This is a genomic window from Paenibacillus sp. FSL R7-0026, assembly GCF_038004485.1.
GTDB classification, from domain to species: domain Bacteria; phylum Bacillota; class Bacilli; order Paenibacillales; family Paenibacillaceae; genus Paenibacillus; species Paenibacillus xylanexedens_A.
In genome coordinates this window covers 6440700-6465513 of the sequence record NZ_JBBORG010000001.1, presented here as the reverse complement: position 1 = coordinate 6465513, position 24814 = coordinate 6440700, and the positions used below count along the sequence as shown (strand labels likewise).

At 47.5% G+C, this 24814-nt stretch carries 12 protein-coding genes and 1 pseudogene; 8 read left to right on the top strand and 5 right to left on the bottom strand.

What is annotated here, in order from left to right; translation table 11 throughout:
* The first annotated feature begins 153 nt into the window (after nucleotides 1-153).
* The 5 genes from MKY44_RS28295 (at nucleotide 154) to MKY44_RS28275 (ending at nucleotide 12392) form a co-directional block, all read left to right on the top strand.
* On the top strand, nucleotides 154-2304 hold the full coding sequence (locus MKY44_RS28295; RefSeq protein WP_341009627.1) for a sensor histidine kinase: 2151 nt from the start codon (nucleotides 154-156) through the stop codon (nucleotides 2302-2304).
* 4 nt (nucleotides 2305-2308) lie between these two features.
* Nucleotides 2309-3007, top strand: coding sequence for a response regulator transcription factor (locus tag MKY44_RS28290; protein ID WP_341009626.1), 699 nt, complete (start codon nucleotides 2309-2311; stop codon nucleotides 3005-3007).
* A gap of 712 nt (nucleotides 3008-3719) precedes the next feature.
* The gene (minD, locus tag MKY44_RS28285; protein ID WP_341009625.1) at nucleotides 3720-4529 is read left to right on the top strand and encodes a septum site-determining protein MinD; all 810 of its coding nucleotides are present in this window, start codon (nucleotides 3720-3722) and stop codon (nucleotides 4527-4529) included.
* Nucleotides 4530-4981: 452 nt separating this feature from the next.
* Nucleotides 4982-12022 carry an InlB B-repeat-containing protein gene (locus MKY44_RS28280; protein WP_341009624.1) on the top strand — a complete coding sequence of 2347 codons (7041 nt, stop codon included), beginning with the start codon at nucleotides 4982-4984 and terminating at the stop codon, nucleotides 12020-12022.
* Between the two features lie 220 nt (nucleotides 12023-12242).
* Nucleotides 12243-12392 (top strand): hypothetical protein, encoded by a 150-nt coding sequence (locus MKY44_RS28275; RefSeq protein ID WP_341009622.1) that lies wholly within the window; start codon nucleotides 12243-12245, stop codon nucleotides 12390-12392.
* 161 nt (nucleotides 12393-12553) lie between these two features.
* Here the strand turns inward: MKY44_RS28275 and MKY44_RS28270 are convergent, their stop codons facing one another.
* On the bottom strand, nucleotides 12554-14422 hold the full coding sequence (locus tag MKY44_RS28270; protein WP_341009621.1) for an AbfB domain-containing protein: 1869 nt from the start codon (nucleotides 14420-14422) through the stop codon (nucleotides 12554-12556).
* 245 nt (nucleotides 14423-14667) lie between these two features.
* Between MKY44_RS28270 and MKY44_RS28265 the strand changes: the two genes are divergently transcribed.
* Entirely contained in the window at nucleotides 14668-16080 is a 1413-nt protein-coding gene (locus MKY44_RS28265) for a DKNYY domain-containing protein (protein WP_341009618.1), read from the top strand.
* A 53-nt stretch (nucleotides 16081-16133) separates the two neighbouring features.
* Here the strand turns inward: MKY44_RS28265 and MKY44_RS28260 are convergent, their stop codons facing one another.
* Both MKY44_RS28260 and MKY44_RS28255 read right to left on the bottom strand, forming a co-directional pair.
* The gene (locus tag MKY44_RS28260; protein WP_341009616.1) at nucleotides 16134-17579 is read right to left on the bottom strand and encodes a DEAD/DEAH box helicase; all 1446 of its coding nucleotides are present in this window, start codon (nucleotides 17577-17579) and stop codon (nucleotides 16134-16136) included.
* Between the two features lie 351 nt (nucleotides 17580-17930).
* Nucleotides 17931-18287, bottom strand: a complete 357-nt coding sequence (locus MKY44_RS28255) for a hypothetical protein (protein ID WP_341009615.1) — start codon at nucleotides 18285-18287, stop codon at nucleotides 17931-17933.
* A 433-nt stretch (nucleotides 18288-18720) separates the two neighbouring features.
* Here MKY44_RS28255 and MKY44_RS28250 point away from each other — a divergent pair, with 433 nt between their 5' ends.
* On the top strand, nucleotides 18721-19659 hold the full coding sequence (locus MKY44_RS28250; protein ID WP_341009614.1) for a macrolide 2'-phosphotransferase: 939 nt from the start codon (nucleotides 18721-18723) through the stop codon (nucleotides 19657-19659).
* Between the two features lie 92 nt (nucleotides 19660-19751).
* On the opposite strand, the pseudogene MKY44_RS28245 reads toward MKY44_RS28250, so the two are convergent.
* Nucleotides 19752-21923 (bottom strand): annotated as a pseudogene (locus tag MKY44_RS28245) (5'-nucleotidase C-terminal domain-containing protein); the annotation flags it as partial.
* 385 nt (nucleotides 21924-22308) lie between these two features.
* On the opposite strand from MKY44_RS28245, the gene MKY44_RS28240 reads away from it, so the two are divergent.
* Nucleotides 22309-23271, top strand: a complete 963-nt coding sequence (locus tag MKY44_RS28240; protein ID WP_341009612.1) for an endo-1,4-beta-xylanase — start codon at nucleotides 22309-22311, stop codon at nucleotides 23269-23271.
* A 183-nt stretch (nucleotides 23272-23454) separates the two neighbouring features.
* On the opposite strand, the gene MKY44_RS28235 is transcribed toward MKY44_RS28240, so the two are convergent.
* Nucleotides 23455-24627: an MFS transporter gene (locus tag MKY44_RS28235; RefSeq protein ID WP_341009611.1), complete on the bottom strand. Its 1173-nt coding sequence runs from the start codon at nucleotides 24625-24627 to the stop codon at nucleotides 23455-23457.
* Nucleotides 24628-24814: the final 187 nt, after the last annotated feature.

Below are 24814 nucleotides of genomic sequence, written 5' to 3'. Positions count from 1 at the left end.
CCAGCTAAGCGTGCGTCGTCAAAAGGGCTTCATCGTGATGATTGTTCTTGTCTCTTCCTAGAAATTTGCAGGGTACATTCTCCTGTAATGATGATATCATTTGGATAAATAAACTTACTTATTGCGCTTTTAGAGATTGGGGTTGGATTCATCATGAGGGGAATTCTCCGAGTCGGTTCTCGTAAGGTGTGGTTTTATATCGTTGTTGCCGTTATTGTTGGCTTGGTTGCAGGATATGTCGTCCTCTCTGAGCCGGGCTCTCCTAAGTTCCAAAGTGAAAAAGGTATTCTGGATTTAAGGCAGGTCCAGCTCAGTACGAATCCGCAAAAGTTAACAGGGGAGTGGTCGTTCTACTGGCAAGAGCTACTCTCGCCTGAGGACATACGGGTTCGTTCGGCAAGGGAAGGAAATCAGGACCACTGGATCAGCATCCCGAGCTCCTGGCTAGGCTATCCGTTAGAAGGTCAGCGGCTGAGCGGTACAGGCTATGCAACCTATCGACTGATGATTCAACTAAGCGAGCAGGATCGAAACAAGCGGCTTACTCTGCGGCTGCCCAGCATTTTTCATGCGTACAAATTATGGGTGAATGGCGAGCTACTGGCGGAAGTTGGGGAGGTAGGTCAGGACAAGAACCACGTGACCCCGCATCTGCAAACGAAGCTGGTGTATTTTCAGCCTGAAAACGACACGTTAGAGCTGGTCATGCAAGTATCCAACTTCCAACATCATCGGGGTGGCATTACCAAGGATATCGAGCTGGGTGGAAGTGACGTACTAACGACCCAGACCAATCTGAATCTTACCAGGGATATGTTCATCACGGCAAGTTTGCTAGTGATCGGCTTGTATAACCTGCTGTTGTTCATGCTGCGACGTAAGGATAGAGCTCCGTTATATTTTGGCCTGTTTACTGTACTGCTTGGTATTCGATCCTTGTTCAACGGCGAGCTTATCTTTACACAGTGGTTGCCTCACTTTCCTTGGGAATTGCAGTTCAAGATCGAGTATCTGATTCTTTGTCTCAGCGGTTATATCATCACCATGTATTTTGATTGCATTTTTCCGAATTACGTATCGCGATGGTTTCGTCTTAGTACCCGGATTGTAACTGGCGCATTCTGTATCCTTGTGGTGGTAACCCCTGCAATTATATATACGAAATTTCTGTTGATGATCGGTGTTATGGTTGTTCTACATATGGTCTATCTGATGATCGGGCTGGTTCAAGCGGCTGTGCGACGTATGGAGGGAGCGTTGATCTTCCTGCTGGTGTCGGTGATTACTTTGGTCACGGTCGTCAACGATTTTTTATATTACAACGGTTGGTCGCTGATCGGAAATACATCCCCGCTTGGCTTATTGATATTTACGATGGCACAGATGGTTCTGCTTTCTTCGAGATTTACGAGGACAGCATCCAATGAGGAGAAAATATCACGCGAGTTGCAGGACGCTAACGACAAGCTGATCGAAATGAATATGAATCTGGAACGGACCGTGCAGGAGCGAACTCAGGCCTTATCTACAGCTCATGATGATCTCCGCACTTCGTATGACCAGCTACTTCACTCCGAACAAGGGAGGAAGAAACTTCTTGCATATATTACGCATGATCTGCGTATGCCGCTGTCCAGCATGCTTGGGTATGTAGAAGCTATACAGGATAGGGTCAAGCCGGAACGTAACGAACAGTACCTGAAATATATCCGGGATAACACGATAAGAATTAACCGCATGATCGAGGAGTTGTCTTTCTTGTCGCATTTGGAGACCGGACAAGTCTCGTACCGAATGGAGCCGGTTCAGATGATTACCTTCTTGCGTGATTTTTTCGAACAATATGAGCTGGTTGTGCGTGACGTAGGATTAGATTTCATACTGGATATCGGAGATGCGGAGGATCAGCAACCTAACTTGCCTGTTGTGGAGATGGATGCCAAAAGAGTAGAGCAGGCCTTATTTAACCTAGTGTCGAACGCTATGAAGTTCACCTCCAGGGGAGGGCTGGTGCGTATTGCGCTAGCTGTGGAAGAGATAAATCATACTCGCCATGCGATCATTAGCATACAGGATTCTGGCATGGGTATTCCTCCGGATCAGCTTGAGCAAATCTTCGAACGTAATTACAGATACGATCGGCCGGGCTTGGGGAATGGAATAGAAGGCAGTGGGCTAGGGCTAGCGATTTGCAGGGAAATCGTACTCGCACAAGGAGGGACAGTTCGAGCGGAGAGCGACGGTAAGATGGGGGCGACTTTCTATGTAACGCTTCCTTGTATCGGCAATGAAGGAAGGGGATGATGGGATGGACACTCACAAAATAATGATCGTCGATGATGATCCTCATATATGCGAGATTGTTCAGGTGTATTGCGAACGGGAGGGGTTTATCTCCACTTACAGCCATAGCGGGACAGAAGCCATGAAGCTGCTTGCATCGTTCGAGCCGGATTTGATTGTACTGGATATATTGCTGGCTAATGAAAACGGCATTGATTGGTGCAGGAATGCGCGTAACTTCACCAGTGCGCCGATCATGTTTCTGAGCAGCCAGGAGGAAGATGAAGTGAAAATTAGCGCATTATCCTATGGTGGCGACGATTATGTGACCAAGCCGTTCAGTCCAGGAGTGCTCATGGCCAAGATCAAGGCGCACCTTCGCAGAGTGTCAACGGGCAGAAAGGAACAACTGCTGGAGTTACCGGGTTTGACACTGGATTTCTATACGCAGTCCGTCAACATGGGGAGTATGCCTATCTCTTTATCTAAAAAAGAGTTCAGTCTGCTGTCCTATATGGCTCAAAACGTGAATCGTGTCATCAGTGTTGATACGTTGTTTCAAATCATCTGGGGAATGGAAAGTCTGGAGGATACGAGAACGGTCGCTGTACACATCAGTAATTTACGCAAAAAAATTGAGACTGACCCTGCCGATCCTGAGCGAATCATTACGGTTCGTGGGAGCGGCTATATGTTGGTTGCTACCAGTGCGTCACAAGCATGAATATAGAGGTAAGGTTGGCAGCCTACCATAAGTGGGGTGAAATATTCGTAAAATATTGGGAGGGTAATTTGCCCGGACCGAGTGTGGGATAGTTCTTTCTAAATGGGAAAATGGCGTTGGGGCAGTACTTGACGCTATTTTCCCATTTTTTTGTTCTTTCCACTAACTTAATAATCGAGTCAAGGTATTGAATTTCTTGGATCGTCCGCTGAGCTCGGACATCTACTGGGGCCGGATATAGGTTGGTTGGCAGAAGTGTGTTAAAAGCGCGAATTTTAAAGTTTTCTTTAGGTTTCTCAAATAGGCTAAGCCACCATGATAAAATTACAATGGCCGAGATAACGATAGTATAACTACTATTTGTACAGTAGCACTTGACGACAGGGCCGAACAAGATCAGCGTTACGTTTGTCTGGGGCGTAGCCACAGCAAATATACTGAGCATCACGCCTGTCTTGAAGCGCGGCTTCGAAGGCGCTGACGACAGAATTACAGCATCGGCCGCAATGGATACGCTTTCAAAACCTGCATCTCCAGAGCGAACACTACAATCGATTTTGTTTACATGCAAGGGCACTGGACATATTTTTATCAAATGGTAACAGATTAATAGCTACGAGGACGGTACATTCAAGGCGGACCAAACGATAAAACGTGAAGAAATGGTTGTCATGCTGTCCCGCATTAGCACTTAAAGAAGGAAGTGGCTCCAATGGCACGAGTTATATGTATCACATCAGGGAAAGGTGGAGTTGGCAAGACGACGGTGACGGCTAATCTGGGGACTGCCCTTGCCTTATCGGGGAACAGGGTTTGCCTGATTGACGCTGATTTTGGATTGAGAAATCTGGATATCCCGCTTGGTTTGAGCAATAGGGTAAACTATCATATTTCCGATTTTCTGACCGGTCGTTGTGCTTTGCATCAAGTGATCGTCAAAGACAAGCGAATCAGCACTTTGTTCTTTATCTCCTGTAGTAACGACGTGATGCATCACGATGATCCGCAAGTGTTTCGCAAGGTTGTGCAGCAAATAGCCCAGGGTTATGATTATGTGCTGATCGATTCGCCGGCAGGCATTGAAAATGGATTCTGGAATACATCTTTAGCGGCAGATGAGGCTATTGTCGTTACTACGCCTCATCGTACGTCGCTTCAGGACGCGGATCGTGTAATCGGATTATTAGAAGATAGGATTCCGGCTCCTCCACAGCTCATCATTAATATGGCCGACGGACAGGAAACCCCTTCGACAACGGTAAAGATGGAGGATATCATCGATATTCTCAATATTGGTGTGATTGGCGTGATCTATAGCGATGTAGAAGTTATACGTTCCGTACATAAAGGAATCCCGATTGCGCTTGATCCCGAGCTTGAAAACGGACTGCGCTTCCGGCACATCGCCCACAATGTGGCGAAGAATCAGCAGGAGCCTTTTATCTCATTAAAATCCAAGAAGCATAGAAGTATTTTTTCGCTTTCTCAAAGACTGCGCTGGGGGGAGAGTAATTCGATATAGTCGAATTTGGTATATGAATTGTTTAGACGCGAATCATCTAAAATGAATTACAGACTAGCATACCGAGGTTGGGCAAGGGGGAGTCTCCTATTGCCCATCCTTTTTAATATGACGGATTGTCCAGCCGAGTGAGACAGTGCTTCCATGAAGGTTTCTTGAGCAGATTCCCAGTTTAGACATTTACGAGGATGCTGGTTGATGATGTTCTCGCTTGCAAGTTGTTGCTTACTTAAAGTTTTCTTTATAATTCACAAGCGGCTCATTTAGCATGATAGAATTCGAGGAGAAAAATCGATAGAATTTGCCAATCCGCATCCATTACATTGCGTTTGTTAGCGAGAAGAGCGTTGAGTTTTGCCTAACGAGGTTGTCTTTAACCATGATGAATCTGCTCTTTGTCAGGTTCTAGAAAGTCGGTTCTTTAGTTTTATACATAGAAGGGATGAATGATTGTGAAGAAAGCAACAAAACGGTTGTGGAAGTTGAGCTCACAGATTCTATTGTGGATGCTGGTTATCAGCTTAATAGTGTCTGCTGTGCCCGTATTTCCGGCGCAGTCGGCGGTAGCGGCTGAACTGCCGATGCAGCAGACAGCAGTAACCAAATCCAGTGGGTTCCAGGATGTGAGTCCGACGGACTGGTTCCACGATGCGGTCATCCAGGTGCAGGAGAAGGGGATATTTAGTGGCACGACTGCCAGCACCTTCTCGCCAAAAGGGACAATGACGCGTGCCATGTATGTGACAGCGCTCGGACGAATGGCTGGGGTTGATACAGGTGCGTATTCTACTTCAAGCTTTGCCGATGTACAAGTAGGCAGTTGGTATGCGCCGTATGTCGAATGGGCAGTTAAGGAAGGAATCACCGACGGTACAGGTGGAGGTAAATACTCGCCGAATGCCACCGTATCACGGGAGCAGATGGCAACGATGACGTTGCGGTATTTCGAAAGCGAACAGATCCCTTATCAGACCGAGAATCCAGTCACGACAGAGCCGGGCGATCTCGCGGATGTTTCGCCTTGGGCGGCTGACGCGGTCGTCAAGCTGTGGCAAGCTGGAGTGTTCACCGGAGACGAAAAGGGTAACTTCAACCCGCGTGTGCAAGCGACTCGTGCGGAAGCTGCGGTTCTCTTCATGCGAAACAACGCAGTTGTGGAGGCGTGGAAAAATCAGAATGAATTGCCTGTGACGCCTACACCAACACAACCGGTGACACCAACACCGACATCGCCGGTGACATCAACGCCAACGCCGTCACCTGGCGGTAATAGCGGTGGCGGAACGCCTGGAGACAACGGAAGCAGCCCTGGCGCTGGTTCCACTGCGTATACGCTCACGTTTGAGAGCAACGGAGGCACGGCGGTTGCTGCGCAGAGGGTACGAAAAGGCCAGGTGCTAAATAACCTGCCTGCTCCAACAAAAGAAGGTTTTATATTCCAAGGATGGTTTACAGATAGCGATTTCTCGCTCATCTTCGCAGAGGGTAGTACGCTAACTGAGGATATGAAGTTGTATGCGAAGTATACGGATAGCGTCGAGAATGCTGTACAGAGTAAGCCAAGCTATTCGGTGCTGGATGTAGCACCGGACTTCACGATTGCAGTACACGACGCATCAGGCAATCTGACAGTACCTGAGGTCCAAGCGGGTATGACGTTCACAGACACGGCGAATCCTGACTTCGCAGGTATTACCGTCACTGGCGGGAACGGGGCCTTCACGGTAGCGTCTGCAGCCGAAAACGGAAAATTCGTCGAAGGTAATACGTATCAACTTACATTGACGGATGACAAGTTGTCCTTCCAAGGACAAGACGAAACGACAAGCATTTACGTTTTTAGTGTCGCTAAGCAAGAGGTTTTAGACATTCCGCTGAACCCGAACATGATCTACCTTCCGTACACGGATGTCACGGATATGATTCTGAATGGCACAGAGGTGGGTTCACCAGCGATTTCGGTAGTTGCCACGACGGTGGGCGGTAGCGAAAATGCGCTTGCCGAGGCGAATGCGAGCAGTGGAACGTTCGTGTATTCCGGCAGCGCCGTGATTCAAGTCGGCAATACAGTCGCCATCTATCAAGGGGTTCGTCCCGATCAACGCACGTTAGAAACCACCGGCGCTGACGACGGCGATGTGGCCTATGTCCAGATTACGGCGGTAGACGGAAGCACCTATACCTACGATCATGCGGATATCAAGCAAGTGTTGCTCAAGCCGGATGTTCTGCCGGTGAGTGTGGAAGCGGACACAGATGGAGAACCGAACAACAAATCCATCACAGTTGAGCATACCCAGATGAACTACAGCGACAGCCTGTATGAGCCTTTCGGCTTGGATGAGTTAACCACGGTGGATGTGGGTGACTTTATCGGTTTTTATAAAGGTGAATTCGGCGCCGAAACAGGTTTTAAGACCGTTGGGTACGGGCGGATCACTTCGATTACGCCTGCAGCAGAGATGGACGTCATCGAATATACTGATGCCACGATTGAAGATATTGAGAATGCCTTCAACATCTATCAGAAGCAAGCAATTGACGGCGAAGATTTGTTATCGGAAGAGCAGATCGCGGAGCTTGAAGAGCAGATCGAGCAGCAAGCGAGAGATAGCGGATTCGTCGATCAAGCCGCAGATTATCTATCCGATCTAGCTATGGAAACGAAGGATATCAAGGATTTGAAAGAAATCCAGCAGATCAAGGCTCAGTCCTCCCTAGCGTCCGGTAAAGGGAGCCGGGTAAGTGTGGAGAAGCTGACCGTTGTTGCTTCACTCGGGACGAAGCTGAAGAACATTAACGGCCGAAGTTCTGGCGTCAGTGCTACACTGCAAGTCGGTGCCGATATCGTTGTTGATATCAATGAAGACAGCAATCTCGTTATCCATATGACCAGTACATTTGTTCAGGAGATGAGTCTGGATCTCGGCATTAATGGTGATATGCAGGGGCATTGGCTGAAAAAGTGGGGAATCCCTTACTGGTATAGCATTGATGATTATGTAATTACGGCGAATCTGGATGCCTACAGCTATACCGGACTTAATATTACAGCAGAGATGGCGCTCATCGAACCAGATAAGTTGCAGGCTGCATTGAATAACTGGGCCGGAGAGAAAAAAGCCGGCAGGTTAGGTCAGGTACAGGACATCGCCACACAGATCAAAGCATCTATGGATGGTGTACAAGGTACCTCCGTGGATACGGAGGAATTGAAAGAACAGTACCAAGAGATGTTGGAGCAAGATACGGAATGGGTTCCTTTGATCAAGAAAGAGCTCTTTGAAAAAAGTGTGCGCGTGGCATTCGGGATTGTAGAAGTGAAATTTGAAGCAGAGTTTGTAGTCAGTGCTCAGGTTAACTTAACGATGGGTGCAGATTTCTACTACAAGATGGCGAAGCGCTACTCGGTGACCTTACGTGTGCTAAGTTTCAGCGGTTCAAGCAATACGGTAAGCTTACCGGGAGACGGCGATTACCAGTTCACCTTCTATGTGATGGGGACGCTCGGATTGCGAGCCGGCATTCATATGGAGGTCAAAGCGGGGATTGGCAGTGTCAAATTAAATAGTATTGGACTTGCCGTAGAACCTGGTGTGTATATCAATCTATGGGGTTACTTCTACTATCAGTTGACAAATACAAACGGGGTAAGATCTACAAAGTCTTTAGGTGCTCTGTTTGTTGAGATCGGTATCTATTTGGAGGTCGAACTCGGTGCCCAGTTGGGTGATGGAGCGCTCTCGGGCAGCGTGGGGCTGGTTGATGAAGAGTGGCCACTATATACGATTGGTGAACAATACAACGTCTCCGACTTCGCTTATCCGCAGGATAAGAATCTTTTGCTTGGTCTGGCAGGTGTTGCGGCATCCCTTGATGTACCGCAGTCGATGCTCTCGATGAGTATGTTCGATTTGAAAACAGGCGATACCGATACTCAAGCGTTTGGTGCTTCAAGGTTCGATATATACGTAGACAATGCGAATTTCAGGTATAACTTGGGTACGAATAAGGTCGAAGTAGTGAATACCAGCCTTCCGGTAAGTAAGGGTAATCTGGTCATCACTTGGAAAGGATCGCCGCTTTCATTCACGCCTCGTACGCTCAAGCGCACGATACCGTTGACGTGGCGCGTTACGGAGGGTGAATATATCCTCCAGTTGGATCCACGAAACGGCAACGCGACTCAGGTTCTTCCATTTGTTTATAATGCAGCGGTTAATGTGCCTACTCCGGTCTATCCGGGCTATACATTTGACGGATGGTATACGGCAGCTACAGGGGGAACAAAGGTAACGATTCCGAGCCGCATGCCTAAGGATGATTACCAACTGTATGCGCACTGGACAGCGAACCAGAATACGCCATATACAGTGGAGCATTATTTGATAGACCCGAATACAAGAAAGTCGATTTCGACTACGCCGGATTATAAGGAACTGTTGACAGGAACGACCGATACGGAGATTCGCATCAACTCTGACCGATACAAGGATCGAGGTTATGCGAACGGAGAAATATACGGACGCCTGATCAAGGGGGATGGTTCGACGGTCGTAAGGGTTGAGTATTATCCAACGAGTCCGACTATCACTTTTAATTTGAGCTATCCGGGCTCTCCGCGCAGCACCGTAACCGAACCGTCCGGCCGATATATCGAGGGGCGTATACCGGTGCCGACAAGACCGGGTTATACGTTTGCCGGTTGGTCGCCGGAGGCGCCAAGCGTGATGCCGACTTCGAATACGGAGTATACCGCAATATGGACAGCCAAAGAAGATACGCCTTACCAAGTCGTGTATTTGAAGCAGAATATGGCGAGTGACACCTATACGGTGGCAGATACGGAAACGTATCGCGGAGCTACCGATACAGAAGCCAATCTGACGAATATAACTCCAAGGTCCTATGCTGGGTTTAAACTGGATGAAAATATTCCCGGAACGGTGTTAACAAGTCAGATAACCGGCAATGGAAAAACGGTTCTGAAGCTGTATTATAAGCGTGATGCTCATACATTGACGGTCGATTACAATGGTTCCGGCCAAGAGACCAAAGTTGTAGAAGTTCCATTTGGAGCGACGACGCAGCTCTATCTGGGCACACCGATCTGGCAGGGGCATGTCTTCACAGGATGGTCACCAACTCCTCCGACAACCATGCCTGAGGAAAGCATTATGTTCACCGCGCAGTGGACGACGAACGCTTATACGGTGAGCTTCAACAGCAATGGCGGAGCGGAAGAAGTGGAGAACCAGACGGTAGGGTATGGCAGTTTGGTCAGCACACCGGTTGAACCGACGAATGAAGGTTATGTCTTCGGCGGTTGGTACAGCGGCAGCGACCTGACGACTCTCTACGACTTCGCGGCACCGGTGACGGGTGATCTTACATTGTACGCGAAGTGGCTGCTCCGTTATACGGTGAGCTTCGAGAGTAACGAAGGCTCAATAGTAACGAGCCAGATGGTGAACGAAGGGTCTAGGGCTGAAGCTCCAGTCGCTCCGGAGCGCGAAGGTTACGTATTCAGTGGTTGGTACAGCGACATTGATCTGATCACCCCTTACGACTTCACAACAGCAGTAGTGACGACGGATCTTACGTTGTACGCAAAGTGGACGGTTTATGTGCCGAATACCTATACGGTGACTTTTGAGAGTAATGGTGGGTCGATCGTAGATGCAAAAACGGTGAACGAAGGCGCTGTGGCTTCCGCTCCTGGCGTTCCTTTACGGGGAGGCTATACGTTTAACGGTTGGTACAGCGATATAGACTTGACGATTGCTTATGGTTTTACAGCAGGAGTTATGGAAGATACAACGCTCTACGCGAAGTGGACGAAGAACAGCTATACTGTGAACTTCAGCAGTAATGGCGGATCATTGGTGAGCAGCCAGTCCGTGAACGAGGGCGATACGGTTATAGAACCTACCGCACCGATACGCGAAGGCTATGTGTTCAGCGGTTGGTACAGCGACCTTGCCGGTACGCAAGCTTACAGCTTCACAACATCGGTGACGACAAACCTCACGTTGTACGCAAAATGGACAGCGATCTATACAGTGACCTTTGACAGCAATGAAGGTTCGGTGGTTGATGACCAGACGGTGGAATACAACGGAACAGCTACAGAGCCAGCCGCTCCAACAAAGGAAGGGTATATTTTTAACGGCTGGTACAGTGATGCAGGTCTGATCGAGGCTTACAGCTTCACGACACCAGTGACGAATAACTTAACATTATACGCGAAGTGGACATCCAACAAGCTCACGGTGAGCTTCGACAGCAACGGCGGGTCGGATGTAGAGAACCAAATGGTAAGCCCCGGCGGCAAAGCGATAGTACCGACTACGCCAACATGGGAGGGTTATAAGTTCGACGGTTGGTACAGCGACATTGCCGGAACGCAAGCTTATGATTTCGACACGGAAGTGACGGCATCCCTTACCTTGTACGCAAAATGGTCAGTGACACCGTGGTTCAACGTAGGTGGTTTGTTAGAAGGCAGTACAACTTATCAAGTGTTAACCGACAGTGAGGGTACGGTGTATGCTTCTTATCGATCGAATGACCTGCGCCTGGACAAATATGAAGGAGGCGTGTGGAAGAACATCTACCAAGGCACGGGTGACAAGTTGAGCTATACGCGGTTTGTCTTTGACAATGAGGACAATCTTTACCAGACTTCGTCCAGCGGCGAAGGCGTATATGTGCAGAAGTATAACGGCACGGAGTGGGAAGATATAGCCCGCAACGGATCTCTTCCGGGGGAAGGTTCAAATATTGCGTTTGACCAAAATAACGTGCTTTATCTGGTTTATAATCATTTAATTAGCAGCAATAAGTATGAAATGAGAGTGGTTAAATACGAAGGGAATAGTTGGGTTTCCGTAACTGGCGGCGATAGTCTTGGCGGAAAGGCGCTTAATCCAGTTATCCAATTTGATAGAAACAATATCCCATATGTAATGAACGATGTGTCCGAATTTATCGATAGAGGGAATCCTGCTATAAACGGACGAGGTTCACGTATCACAGTTTCGAAATATGAGAATGAAGCTTGGGAGCATATCGGCAACTTGGGTCTCGTAGAAGTAAGAGCTCTTGTGGAACCAGCAGAGTTTGCGGTTGCTCCTGATGGCGTGCCCTATGTCCTTTACTCAACGCCTGGCTCTTGGGTTCTGACGAGCTACAAAGGGACGGATTGGGAAAAGGTCGGTGAGGGCAGGGTACCGACGTCCGATTATAGAAGGTTAAGACTCGCTGTTGACGACTACGGTGTTCCTTATGTTTCTTATGATGATCGATCAAATGAGAAACTGGCAACCGTAGTGAAGTACGAAAGTGCGTGGATCAAAGTTGGCGAAGAAGGTTTTTCCATAGCTAGTCCGCTCACTTTGAGTTTCGCTAGGGGTAAAGACGGCAACCTGTATATGATTTATAGAGAGGAAGTTTCAGGAAAAATAGTTGTGAGGAAACATAAGTTGCAATAGTGTAGGATGTTAATCAAAAAGTAAAAGAAGAGTCTACTCCGAAGGGAGCAGGCTCTTTTTTTTGCGTTAGCAAGGCGAGGGAAAAGCGTCGGAAAGCACAATGTAACTGGAATGTGCAAGCTGGCAAGTCTGCGGTTCGAACCAAACTTTTGACGCTTATTATGTTCCATCCAAGGTATCTTGAAGGACACGCTCCTCAATATTCGAGAGACGGGGGAATTTGTCATCAATATGGTTCCGGCTTCGTTGGTGGAGTCGATGCAGCGATCATCTGGTTCTTGGAAAAGTAGAGCATATACGGGTGAATGCAGAGGCATATGCCGGTCGTTATAAAATATCCATGGAGAGCTGGCTGGCGATTACGCTCTAATTAAATCTACATTTTCAGTCTGAGATAGGGTTACGTAATCTATATCTGAAACTGTGCAGCAGAAAGAACCGCTTTTTCAGTTCTGAACCCTGAAAAAACGGCCTTTCCCGAGATTTAAATTGTAGGTGTAGGTGGCTAATCCTCATCTCCAATTATTTTGCTTAGAAATTGGTTCGCCCAAACGTGGCGTCACTCTTCACCGTTGAGCTGCTGGATGCGTTGATGGCATCGAGCTGTAACACGTAATCATAATGCCGGATGTAATATCCGGGTTGACTGTACGATTGAAGGGATACTTTGGTGCTGTCGGCCCAACCAGGGCTGCTCAGGAACGTAGCATCTCCTTTATAGGCGGCGGTGTCGGCGTAAGCTTCAAGTACAATTTTGTTGCTGGCATTACGCTTCAGAAAGTAGCCTGGGAAATTAATGGACTCCAGTGATATTCCCGTGGAGCTGGCAAGACCTGGTACGACGCGGAAGTGTGAGTCCGGGGCAGGAGAGACGTTGGCATCCACGCGAGCGGTGTAATTGGCATGACGGATGTATCGATCCGGAACGTTGTGCGAACTGAACCGGCTGTAACCTGTGGATTCCGATGTTGAAGGACCCAACATTTTGACCTCGTGCAGAGTTGGGGTGTACCAGTTCCCCGGATTATTCCACAAGACCGCGTTTACCATATTAATCCGCACATAACGGGCTGTGAAATGCACAGCATCCGTGGTAAAACCGTAGGTCAGATTGTTGGTGCGATCCAGGGTAGAGTAATTGACACCATCGTTGCTAATTTCAATTTTGTATTTGTAGTATCCTTCGGAACCTTTATACATAAACCAGGACGTGTCGATCTCGGTGATTGTCTTTGGTGCGCCGAAGTCCACCTGCCACCAGGCAGGCCAGCTATTGGAGGAAGCTACCCATGAAGTCTGGTAGTTGCCATCATTGACGTTGGATGAAGATGAGCCGGAGGCTGTGGAGATAGCGGTAGCTGTTTTGCCTTGTGCATGATTGACGAGAGCAGGCGGTGTTACCGCACCCGTTACTGCATCGATATTCCACGTTGTATACCACTCCAGTGATGCTGTTCCGTTCGAATCATTCAAGGTTAGTGGCAGCCAGATATGTTTGTGCTCTCCGATACTCATAGGATTCCAGCGATCCGCCATGTAGATGTAGGATGTGGTGTTGCTGCCTGTGATTGTGGCAATATCATGAATCTGCGAACCGAAGGCAGATGGATTGCCATATGGAGTAAGTGCAGTCCATGGACCCGTCATGGAAGTTGCTGTAGCATAAGCGCCCTGATTCGGATACCAGCCAGCGGCTTGAGAGGTGAAGAGGTAGTAACGGTTGCCTTTTTTCACAACAGCAGGTGCTTCACGGTAGGCGTTCTCGAACAGCCAGCCTTCGAAGGATTGTATTCCGGTGTAACTTGCATTCATTTTGAAAATAGCCATCGTATCATTGGCACCGCCATTCTTGCGTGAAGCAGTAACCAGATAACCGGTGCCATCGGTATCAACAAAGACGGTCATGTCACGGGATTCATAATTCAGTGGGCGGAAGCTACCCTCATAGGTAAATTTGCCATTCGGGGTATTGCTTGTTGCGACCGCTACACGCCCGAGGTTGTAGTCCGTACCGTTCTCATAGTGTGCCCAGAGCACATACTGGTTGGTGGAGGCGTTATAGATGACTTTGGGGCGTTCAATTTTGCTGGAGGCCAGCTCGGTTGCGGAATCTTTCGTCAGGATGGCATTGCTGAAAGTCCAGTTCTTCAGATCAGTTGAGGTGTAGACGTTCACGCTGTCGAACCTGCCACCCACCGCATGTTCACCGTACAGATAATACGTCGAGCCTACCTGCAGAATGTTGCCACTGTTTGCATGGATTGGGTTGCCTGCGGTGTCGAGCCAATCGGTGCCATTGGTTATCGTGACACTTGCTGCGCTTGTTCGTTCAGGATGAAGTCCAAACAGGGTGAACGTGAGTGCAAAGACCAGAAACCAGACGGCTTTCCTGTTATCCATTACATACACCTCCCGAAAGATATTTAATATAGCGCTTTCATTTATATTTTATTTTAGTTGGGTTAGGCTCTTTTTCAAGTGAACAATCCATCCATTGCTGAACAAACCGGCATTACATCGAGCTTGAGCGGTGAGAGCGAGGGAATTGTGCTTAAATATTATGTGCAATGATGTGGAGAGAACCAGGTACACGCGCTAAAATGAGGAGAGACTGATTTCACAATAGGGTTGGAGGGTGAACCGTCATGAACAAGTTTATTGTAGATGAAGACCTTCAGGTGATATCGCATAATGACGAGGATGGAACGAACATTCCGATTAAGGGAGGCATTACTGCTCAGGATTTTGAAGTCATCTCTACTTATCAAAAGGGATGGCTGACCTTCGCTTACCTGCGTGATCGTCAGGGAATATGGTGGTTCAATGCTCGCAAGAACAAAGCGAATTTGTTCAGCCGGGATGCGGAAGCCTTTCGTGTGATCGATGAAGATTACTGCTGCGACTCTCAGTATGTCTATCTGGAAGATCAGGCCGTGCCTAACTCCGATCCGAACAGCTTCCGGCTGTTGCCGGATACGCCCTACTTTGCTCAGGACCAACGTTATTTATATGTGAAGAGTAGCACGCATTTTCATCTTTTTGAGGATATTGATACGAATAATGTGATTGCTCATCACGACTATTGCACCGACAAGGACCATCTGTTCCATCTGTCCAGCTCTCTTCGTTATGCGAATGGGGAAAAGGATGAGGTGAGGGCATGGCTGCAAGAACATCATCCCGACGTACATGGCTGGTGGCATGCGCATTATGCCCACAGTGCAGAGGGCGCTACACAGATCACAGGGAATTGGGTTGAGACTGCGTCGTCCATTTTTTATAGAACCGAATGGGGCGGTACGTATCGTCAAGAAGCAAAAGCCGTATTAAACCTTGTTCGTGGGGTGGACATGTCTACCTTTAAACCGCTGGATGAGCAGTTTGCACGGGATCGGGAACGGGTTTATTTTCAGTGGCGTATCCTCAAGGGAGCAGACCCGGATACGTTCCAGTCACTAGGTGGACCCTTTGGTCGTGATGGCAAACATGTGTATTACAACGGATACCGTGTCGACGAGGCAGATGCTCAGCAGTTTGAAGTGTTTGCCGGGACGGAGCATCTTGGACTTTCCAAGGATCAGCAATATGTGTATCGTGCCGAGGTTGTTCGGACAAGTCAACCTTTTGGTCATCCAGACGATGTGCTTCAGATGATTAAGGGGGCAGACGCAGCAACGTTTGAGTTAATAACACCTTCCGGCAGTTGGGCGGTGGATGCCAATCGTGTGTATCTATGGGGTAAACCGAATAAACATATCGATCGAGCCAGTTTTACACATCTATTTGATGCCGATCCCCAGAGCTTCGCGAAAGACAAGAATGGTCTGTATAATGCCAATGGAAACCGCACAGTGAAGGGCGTTAACGGCAGTACATTTGTCATGCTGAATCGATATTGGGGCAAAGATGACCATGTGGTGTTCAGTTTTATGACGGGTGGGGTTTATAAGGCGGGAGATGTAGCAACGTTTCAGATTACGGATGATATCGGGGGCGCCGAAGATGCGCTATTTCGGTATACGGTGGAAGGCGGTGCAGTGCGGAAAAAGAAGAGGTAATGAAAAAAGGGATGGTAGACTTAGAAAAGAGTCCACTATCCCTGTTTGAATTCCTATTTATGACCTTTACGAACCTTGAGCTGCATCTTTTTGATCGTTGTATTCTGCATAAGCTCTAATACAAGTGGGCCTTTGCCATTCAGAATCTCCACATCTGTTACATTGTCTTGAATAGTAATGATCCCGATATCGTCTGCAGCAACTCCTTCAAGCTTGGCGATGGTACCTACAAAGTCTACAGCGCGAAGTTTCTTCTTCTTGCCTCCGTTGAAGTTCAGCTTCATGATCTGTTGGTTCAGCTGTTCACGCTTGTCCTTTTTACGTTCAGGCACAATCTTCAATCGTTTCTCAAAATCTTCTCTGCGGCGATCTACAGCTTCCTCGGAAGGAGCCTTCACGACAGGGATTTCGAATCCAATATAGGATTCAATCTCCGCCAGACGTCTGCCATCTTTCGGTGTAATCAACGTAATGGCTTTACCTGTTTTACCTGCGCGACCCGTACGGCCTGTACGGTGAACATAGCTCTCCTTTTCCAAAGGAATATCGTAGTTGATGACATGGGTAATATTTGTGATATCAATACCACGTGCAGCTACATCTGTCGCGATCAGATAACGGAATTGTCCCCGTCGGAATGCGTTCATGACTTCGATCCGCTCATCCTGCTCCATACCACCATGGATACGATCTGCTGGGTAGTCAAGGTCAGCCATGACCCGGAACAGTTTATCCACATTCTCCTGCGTACGGCAGAACACAATGCAGCTATCCGGATTTTCCACAATGAACAAGTCCTGAAGCAGTGCGGTTTTGTTCACCTCTGGTACGTTAATCACAGCATGTTCAATCGTGGCTGTTGTCAGTCCACTTGCCTTGATCTCGATCTCTACCGGTTTGTTCATGTATTTGCGTGACAGCTTGGCTACATCTTCAGGGAATGTAGCGGAGAACAACATCGTTACTCGCTCCTGCGGCAGTTTCTGAATGATTGCTTGTACCGTCTCGATAAAGCCCATATTCAGCATCTCATCCGCCTCGTCAATAACGAGATACGCGATCCGTTCGAGTGGCAGCGTGCCACGTTCGATATGATCCAGGACCCGGCCCGGCGTACCAACAGCCACGTGGGTTCTTTGTTTTAACTCCGCTTTTTGGATATGGAAAGGGGACTGTCCGTATAGTGCGGTTGCTTTAATACGCTTAAAGCGCCCGATATTCGTAATATCTTCATTAACCTGCAAAGCCAGTTCCCGGGTTGGGGTAAGAATCAAAGCCTGTGGCTTATTCTCATTCCAATCCACCAGCTCGCAGAGCGGAATGCCGTAGGCAGCTGTTTTACCACTACCTGTCTGTGATTTGACCACAAGATCCTGATTCTCTAGTGCTACCGGAATAACTTTAGTTTGAACCTCGGTTGGTGTCTCATAGCCCAGACTGTCCAGTGCTTTTACGATCTCTTCACCAAGTCCATAATCTTTAAATTGTTGCTCGCTCATCGTTTACCTCTTTTGCGTTAGTTTTGAATACAGGAGCATATTGCATAAATCCTTAAAGCGACTTCAAATCAGCAAAATATAGAGCGAAATGGTTTTATTCGTCTATATTTTGTACACGGGAGCGTTTGAAATCTTGAATTATGCAATATGCTTACATACAAGCATTGCACCGTACATTTATCGTATACCTCTTCATTATACTCTATATGCAGGCAGGCTAACGGAGTAAATGCTTCAAGTGTGTAAATTGTTTTCATGATTTCTGATTTGAGGGAGCAACGTTCGTTGCTATTCGTATGTGTATCATAACGTTCCACGTGAAACGAAATGTATCGGCGTAGTTTGCTGGTGTTAATGAATGACCATTTTTACAGCCTTGGTTTGGGGAGGGTAAGATTGAGCAATAACTCCATTGATCCACACTTCTGCACTTCGACCAACGAGTGTCTCATTCAAAGAGACGGTGACAATCTCCTCTTCGATGATGAGTTCGGAGTCCTTGTTGAGCGAGATCCAAATCGGTCCTGAATCAACACCGCCATCTTCTTTATTATCGATGAGTACCTGACCTCTTTCTTCCTCAAAATCCGTAATAATTCCTCGTACATGTGGCTTCTCTTTCCCTTGTTCTACGGACTTCTCTGCGCATCCAAGGGTTAACAGGATGATGATGACTGGTAATAAGGATAATCTTCGTACAATGGACATAGGGTTGCTCACCTCTCATCTTTTTTAATACATCTATAAATATGGACGTTACCTGAGGCGACGAAGTTCCTGTATATCAATAAAAAGAACCTAAATCATTCGATTCAGTCTGGAACTGGAATTTGGAATATGTTAGCATATGGGTAACTTATTGAACGGAGGGATACGTGTGCAAAATTTTTCCCGATTGAGATAGTGTGGCGAAAAACGTCTGTTTACGCTTGCTGTTTTCGCCTGTGGGCAGTTCATCGGGATCGGTTTGCCATTTTACACGTATGCCGCTAGTCGTCGTGAAAGAATCACTCTTTGAAGTGGTTCTTTAATGTACTACTATTTTTTTGTGAGCATTCAGGTATGCCAACATCCGAAATGAACTGCACAGGCGAACATGTCTGTGTTTTTTATTTTATCCAGGAAAAGGGGAGTACCTGATATGACAAAACCGAACTTGAATGAAAATTTGGCAATTCAAAAGGAACTATTATCTTTAGCAAAACAGAATGGACTTTTTATCGTTGAGGAATCCTTGGAGATCAACGAGTCGGGTATGGATTTTCGTGTAGCATTCGCCACGGATGAAGAAGGCCGCAGATGGGTTCTGCGCCAGCCGCGACGCGAAGACGTATGGGAGCGAGCCGAGAATGAGCGCAAGGTGCTGGATGTGGTCCGAGGAAATATACCCGCACAAGTACCGGATTGGAGGATCTTCACGCCAGAGTTGATTGCGTATCCATTACTTGATGGTGATCCGATCGCAGTTGTGGATCCCACAGGGGGAGGGTATGTATGGCGATTCCCTCAGGAGAGCTTATCGGATACATTCCTGGATACACTGGCTACGACTCTCGCCACGCTGCATAACATCGATCTCGACAAGGCAAAGAAAGGTGGAGTGCGGATCAAGACACCTATGGAAGCTCGTAAAGAATTTGCAGCCAATATAGAGGAGATTAAGCAGAACTTTACGGTGCCAACCAGGCTAGTTGAACGGTGGACGGTATGGCTTTCTATAAATAGCTATTGGCCGCAGCACTCGGCGTTCATCCATGGTGATCTGCATCCGCCGCATATTATTGTCGATGATGCCCAGCGAGTAACTGGACTTATTGATTGGACGGAAGCGGAGATTGCAGATCCGGGTAAGGATTTTGTTATCTACTATGCACTCTTTCAGGAGGATGGGCTGCGTGAACTTTTGAGTCGTTATGAGAAGGCAGGGGGAAGAACATGGCCCCAAATGCTGGAGCATATTCGGGAGCAGTGGGCAGCCTATCCTGCAATTGTTGCCAAATTTGCAATGATTACAGGAAAAGAGTCGGACATGGAGATGGCGAGAGGCATGCTTGCGAACTGGGATGTAAAGAGAGGTTGAGCTTAACATAGCAAAGGGCGATCCCGACCATGACATCCATGGGAGAATCGCCCTTTTTCTTTTTCGTTAAGCGTGGTGCGTCACGATTGTATCTATTTCAAAATACTTACATATTTCCCGTATACAAATGCTACACGTCCATCCAGCTTCACTTTTACCCAGCCGTACTTGTCTGTACTGATCACCTCAAGCAGGGTGCCCTTTGGTACCGCAGCAACGACCTTGGCTTTGGATGAAGCGCCAGCACGTACGTTTAGGTAAGCCGCAGTAACCTTGGCTTGTTTGCCTTTGGTGACAGTTCCTGGTTTACCCGTGCTTGGTGTGGATGGGTTACCAGGTTTCGACGTGCCTGGAGTTGGTGTTGGTTTTGGTACTGTTGGCGTTGTCGGCTTCTCAGGTGTAGGAGTAGTTGCTCCCTCACCACTACCTACTGCTTTGCGAGCCTTGTTCAGCTGTTGATAGAATGCTCCCTTGTTTTTCGCGCCTGCGAATTGTGCTGCACTCACACCTGCTTTGGCAGATAGTGTATCAATCTCTTCTTGAGTCACCGCATCCAAAATGTTAATGGAGGCAATGTTGGTGTACTTGCCATCTTCCGTTGTTGGCACAGACATAATGCCATCGTTAATTAACTCCACCACATCTGCACGTTCTGGTGCAGTCAGGTCCACGCCAGTGATTTTCCAGTTGTGCTGAATCTTCGGTTCGTAGACACCTTTCATGACATCTTTCAGATAGGCGATGGACAGGTTGCGAATCGTACCTTGAATCTCACCAAATGCCGAAGCATCCTTGGAGGACCATAGCTGCTTGAACTTACGTCCTTCCATCGCGCCGCCTTTGGCAATCAGGGCTTCCATCCGGTAGGCATTCATACCGAGCTTCAGCGTATCGTCTTCTTTGACCACTGATCCATTGCTGTACTTAAGATTCGTAATCCGACTGCCATATGGCTTGGTCAGGTCAATCTCATACGTTACGCCGCCGAAGAAATCATCGGTGCTGTATTTGGAAGCACGTCGTTTCGGATCAAAGCTGACGGTCACATCACCCGGGCGTGTGGAGTTGAAGTACCCCGCAGACCACTCCATATAATCCATCAGATCGCGTCCGGTCACTTCATATACAGTTACTTCACCGAAGGTGTATTGGTAGTTGAACGCAATATCCTTTTTCTTGATCGGGCCTACATCCAGCTTGGCCTTGTCGTTATCAATCTGGTGCGCGACCACATCGGCATCACTGTAATGCAACATCACTTCGGTGAAAAAGTCAGACAAAGGTGTTTCCTGGATCTGCACCGCAGGGATACCCTTAATCTCATCAGCAGGGACCAGATTCGTTCCTTTCAGTTCAGCCACTTCAATATTGGCATCGGCACGAGCGAAATCGTGGAATGGGTGCAAAGTCTCTTCCAGCGCAGGATCGGAGACTTCATATGTTCCGTCTGCTGCTTTTACAGCGAGAGCTTGAGCTTCCTTGCTTTTCAGCACAACTTTGTCGCCGTCTTTTTCAAATGTCAGATCGATTCGTGAAATATGTGAGCCATATTTATTCGGTTCGGAGATCAATACACCGTTAACCGTTTGGGATTCAATCAAGGTATGCATGTGTCCGGCAAAAATGGCAGCCAGCTCCGGGTTGGCGTTGGCGATATCTGTCACTCCGGTGCCTGGGTTTCCGTTCTCGTTATCCAATCCCATATGCATGAGTCCAACCATGACATCCACTTTGCCTTTCAGCTCAGCAATGACCTTCTTGGTCTCTTCCACAGGATCTTTGACGATGATGCCGTCCAGGTGATCTGTACCTTTTTCAAACTCGGTGATCATCGGCGTGTTCATTCCGATAACACCCACTTTGATTCCGTCTTTCTCGATAATCGTATAGGCAGGCATGTAGCGGTCGCCGTTTTCTTTGAAAATGTTACCCACGAGAGGCTGTCCATTGAATTGGGAAGAGATCCTCTCCAGTACATCCAGTCCAAAGTTAAACTCATGGTTACCCATGACCCATGCGTCATATTTCATCTCGTTCATTGCAACCATCATGGGAGATTGGGGTTGATCATTAAACAACTCAGCCGAGTTATCCTGAATCATGTCTCCTGCATCGAGCAGAATCGTATTGGGATTCTCAGCACGGACTTTTTTCACAATGGTGTATAGCTGTGTCATGCTACCGGTTGGGTTTGGACCGTCCAGAGCATAGTCCCACGGCATAAACCGACCATGTATATCCGATGTACCCAGCAATGTGATCTTGGTCTCCTTGTCTGCCTCAGCAGCCTGAACCGGAGTGGAAGCAAAAGGGGCGAACAAAATGGAGGCACATAAGAGGAATGATAAAGGCCATCCGGCGAAACGTTGCGTTGAAATTTTGCGCATGTTGTAATCTCCCTTGTTATCTAGTGTGTGTAAAGATATGTATCATTTCATACTAGATAAACATCTGGTGAATGTAAACTCCAATGTAAGAGTTATGTTGGATTTAAGAGAGTGAATCTATAAATAGCTTCAGCTAAAGCACTAAATTATATTTTTTTTGCAATAAAATACTATAATTTGACAGGTGTTAAAAACCAAAATTATCCAGTAAAATGATTTTTGTAAGCGCTTAACAAAAAATGAATACTAAGGAGGAAAATCATTGATTAAGTCTAAGTGGTTCAAAACAGTCGGCTCACTGGCATTGGTAGGGATTCTCGCTGCTTCTGTTGCGGTTGGTAGTGTGAGTGCTGGTCTGGCGAAAGGTAGCAAATTTCTGGGCAATATTATTGCCAACCAGGTTCCTTCGAATTTTAGCCCGTATTGGAATCAGGTAACTCCGGAGAACTCTACCAAGTGGGATGCTGTTGAAGGCACACGCAACGTAATGAATTGGGGCCAGGCGGACATGGCCTACAACTATGCTAACAACAACGGATTTCCGTTCAAATTCCATACGCTCGTATGGGGAAATCAACAACCAAATTGGATTAACAGTCTCTCAGCCGCAGATCAGAAGGCTGAAGTGACACAATGGATTAAAGCCGCAGGACAGCGGTATTCGAAGTCTGCCTTCGTTGATGTAGTGAATGAACCTCTGCATGCGAAACCATCCTATCGCAATGCCATTGGTGGAGATGGGGCAACGGGTTGGGACTGGGTCATCTGGTCATTCCAACAGGCGAGACAAGCCTTCCCTAACTCCAAATTGCTGATCAATGAATATGGTATTATCGGTGATCCGGCTAAAGCGGACCAATATATCCAGATTATCAACCTTCTGAAAAACAGAGGTCTGGTTGATGGTATTGGTATCCAGGCGCATTACTTCAATATGGACAACGTCTCTGTGAGCACGATGAATACGGTATTGAACAAGCTTGCAGCGACAGGCTTGCCAATCTATGTATCCGAGCTGGATATGACAGGTGACGATAATACACAATTGCAGCGTTATCAGCAGAAATTCCCTGTGCTGTGGAAACACTCTGCTGTTAAGGGTGTAACCCTGTGGGGCTACAACCAGAACCAAACCTGGGTGAGCGGCTCCCATCTGGTCAATAGCAACGGTACAGAACGTCCGGCTATGCAATGGCTGAGAAATTACCTGGCGAACAATCCTTAAGCTCGGGTATTAATGAGTCTGAGCATCCCTTGTAATCCGGTAATTATATAACACCAGATAGCGCCTGTCCCACATGGTAAGCATGGGAATATGGCGCTATTTAGTGTGCGAATCTTTTGGCTCCTTGTTTGGTGAATCAATCGTGGAGGGAGCCTAGAATCCGTATGAGGGCCGTCCTGGAATTTAAGCGACCGAGGATCGTGAAGAGAAGAATTTAATTTTAGTCCAAACCAATACAAAAGCGATCAGTGCAAAGATCATTCCGCTCCAGATCAGTTGATGTATCCCCAGGTTTGCGATGAACCAGCCTCCGATAGCAGTACCCAAGGTAATACCGAGGTTGGAGAAGGATACATACAAACTGTTGCCGAATTCAGGCGCGTCCTGCGCTTCAGCGGTTAACCAGGTTTGGCTTACAATTAATCCTCCTGAATGGACGGATGCCCAGAGGATAACTACAATAATCATCCATATGAAGTGGGGACCGGCCCAATAGACGAGTGCGTAAGCTGCTATGTAGAGCAGGGGGAACATGAGAACAGTACGGACCACGCTCTTACGCAGAAACTGTCCAAACCCCAAATTTCCGATGATCATGACGACACCGAAGACGGTCAGCATGACACTGATCCATGATCCGCTCATTTGGGTGACCTGTCCAAGATACTCGGCGAAATAGCTGTATACGGAGAACATGGCGGCGAATATAAAAATGACTGCGGCAACATTCAGCCATAATCCAGGTTTGCGGAGAATACCGAGCTGCTTACCATAGGACATCTTTTCCTTCACGGGCATCGAGGGTAGCCAGATCCATATGCCGATCAAAGCGACCACACTGACCATCGCTCCAAACAGGAAGGCGATTTCGAGGGATAGGTGTTCAGCAAGGTACGATGTCAGCGGTACGCCAAAGGCAAAGCCCGCAGTAACTCCGGTGAATACTTTGGCGACGGCCTGACTGCTTTTCTCTGCCGGAACGAGTTGGGCACTGGTGACCAGGGCTACGGAAAAGAAGACGGGATGGAATAACGCGGGAATGATACGGAAGATAAGCATGGTATCAAATGTTGTGGCGTAGGCATAGACGACGTTCGAAATGGCAAACATCAGCACAGCGGTTAAAAGGATGATTTTGCGATTAATTCCGGACGCCAGTAAGGTGAGAAAAGGGCCTGCAATGGCTACAACCAGCGCAAATATACTGACCAGCCAACCTGCCTGTGCAGCCGTAATGTTGAATTTATTCGCAACCTGAGGCAGTACCCCCACGATTCCCATTTCTGTTGTAATAATTCCGAATACCCCGAGTGCCAGCATCAAGATAAGCAGTGGATTTACCTGTAGTGATTTCATGTAAAGCGTACCTCCAATGAATTTAAATATACAGAAAAATAGATATATTATGTCGAAATGAGCCTGCCTTGCCTCCTATAATATGATGGACATGAAAGTAAGTTCTCTGGATTACATTATATCTAGATTTATAGATTTGTAAATATAAAAGATGGAACGTTATATCTTTAAGTCCTCTTCGTCTTGT

Bases quoted from the DNA above. Each gene is read 5' to 3' on its own strand.
- MKY44_RS28250 (WP_341009614.1), top strand. From the start codon at position 18,721: ATGACAAAACCGAACTTGAATGAAAATTTGGCAATTCAAAAGGAACTA.
- minD (WP_341009625.1), top strand. From the start codon at position 3,720: ATGGCACGAGTTATATGTATCACATCAGGGAAAGGTGGAGTTGGCAAG.
- MKY44_RS28295 (WP_341009627.1), top strand. From the start codon at position 154: ATGAGGGGAATTCTCCGAGTCGGTTCTCGTAAGGTGTGGTTTTATATC.
- MKY44_RS28270 (WP_341009621.1), bottom strand. From the start codon at position 14,422: ATGGATAACAGGAAAGCCGTCTGGTTTCTGGTCTTTGCACTCACGTTC.
- MKY44_RS28290 (WP_341009626.1), top strand. From the start codon at position 2,309: ATGGACACTCACAAAATAATGATCGTCGATGATGATCCTCATATATGC.
- MKY44_RS28260 (WP_341009616.1), bottom strand. From the start codon at position 17,579: ATGAGCGAGCAACAATTTAAAGATTATGGACTTGGTGAAGAGATCGTA.
- MKY44_RS28265 (WP_341009618.1), top strand. From the start codon at position 14,668: ATGAACAAGTTTATTGTAGATGAAGACCTTCAGGTGATATCGCATAAT.
- MKY44_RS28235 (WP_341009611.1), bottom strand. From the start codon at position 24,627: ATGAAATCACTACAGGTAAATCCACTGCTTATCTTGATGCTGGCACTC.
- MKY44_RS28255 (WP_341009615.1), bottom strand. From the start codon at position 18,287: ATGTCCATTGTACGAAGATTATCCTTATTACCAGTCATCATCATCCTG.